This is a genomic window from Dysgonomonas termitidis (assembly GCF_042654545.1).
In the GTDB taxonomy this organism is placed as follows: domain Bacteria; phylum Bacteroidota; class Bacteroidia; order Bacteroidales; family Dysgonomonadaceae; genus Dysgonomonas; species Dysgonomonas termitidis.
In genome coordinates this window covers 1-1,495 of the sequence record NZ_JBHSGN010000198.1, presented here as the reverse complement: position 1 = coordinate 1,495, position 1,495 = coordinate 1, and the positions used below count along the sequence as shown (strand labels likewise).

General features: G+C 46.8%; 1 protein-coding gene. It reads left to right on the top strand.

From position 1 onward, the window contains the following. Window positions 1–57 precede the first annotated feature (57 nt). Window positions 58–1,218, top strand: coding sequence for a hypothetical protein (locus ACFO6W_RS26120; protein ID WP_380002078.1), 1,161 nt, complete (start codon window positions 58–60; stop codon window positions 1,216–1,218). Window positions 1,219–1,495: the final 277 nt, after the last annotated feature.

Here is a 1,495-nt window from a genome sequence, read left to right as displayed (position 1 = left end):
TCATAATTAAAACTTCAGACGAATATTTATTTTATTAACATTTTTAAAACAAAAAGAATGAAAACAAATTTCAAACATGCAATTATTGCAGCAACAGCCCTGCTATTAGGATTCAGCAGCTGTTCGAATGACGACGCGAACGCTCCGGCGGACGATCTTCCTACACAAAGCGTGTCCGTGCGTATCCTCGTGCCGTCGACCTATGCCCCTGAAGCGACAGCAGTGGGAGTGACACCTACTATCACCGGAAATACGAACGTATTCTTCGTCGGTGGCGGCGTTATACTGGAAGTTGGTACGCTGAATGCCGCTGAGGCAGCAGCAGGTAAAACATTTACCGATGTGCCGGGTGCCGTATCCGATGTGATTATTGTCGCCAATGGCGGAACTGTGGCAACATCCCCTGCTCTTTCTACAATAGTGAGAAATGATCCGTTATCGAAACTGAACGAGACACTGTTCTTACAGGCCAGCCAGACCAACGCGCAAACAGCTGTTAACTTATTCGGCCGCGCTCCCCTAACAGATGGTGCCGGTGTAAATGCAGGTAAAAAGGTTGCCGCTGTAACGCTGGTTCCTGCTATTTCCCGGATTGAGATTGGCGAGATAAAGGCAGATGCGGGCGCAGCTGTTAAATTGAAGAGTTTCAAACTGACAGGGATTTATATCAACAATACATACACACAACTCGGTATTGACTATGTAACTAAGCCGACTCTGGCTACAGAGATTCTAAACTATGACAAGGCTAATGCAAAATGGATAGACGGTAATTACCCTGCACGTTTCAAAGATGAATGGGCCAACGCATCGGTTACAGACGCTACCAGCTTTAAACCGGCCGGCACCGACAAATGGTCTTATTTTGTATTGCCTGTAAAAGCATCGGCAAATGGAACTGAAATCAGCTCGGTACAACAAGGTGCGGTTCCCCATATCGTCTTTAAAATAGAGGATATAGATTACGATGATGCCGCATACCAGGATGTTGCCGGTCCTTATTTTATTACTATTAAAAACCTGAAAGTAGGCGGAGCTGATTTAACAGAACTGGCACCGGGAAAAGTATACAGCTTAAATGGCGGTGTAGCCGGTGATCCTATTCTGATAGGAGGCGGAAATCTGTCACCGGATCCGGAAACAAATGCTACTGAGGAAGTTGTTGTGAGTGCTACTGTAACGCCATGGGAAGGCTTTGACGTCGATCCTGTATTCTAATAACAAATATTGAACCCCTCACGGGAGAGGCCCGGGCTTACACACTGTCCGGCCGCTCCGGTGAAACCAATCAAAAACCTTCAGAAGGGACGGGGAAGGGTTCCGGGTATAACGCACCGGAGCCTCCCCTCTCCCGGGAGGGTTTATCATAAAGCGGTTCACGGTAACTTACCGGAAACGGACTCTGTAAAACGGTATAATAAACGATACGACAACATAAAATAAAGCCAATAAACAAGCAAGCGGTAACGCGGTTATTGCCTGCGATTGCCTTACA

Coding starts and splice junctions, on each gene's coding strand:
- ACFO6W_RS26120 (WP_380002078.1), top strand. CDS start 58: ATGAAAACAAATTTCAAACATGCAATTATTGCAGCAACAGCCCTGCTA.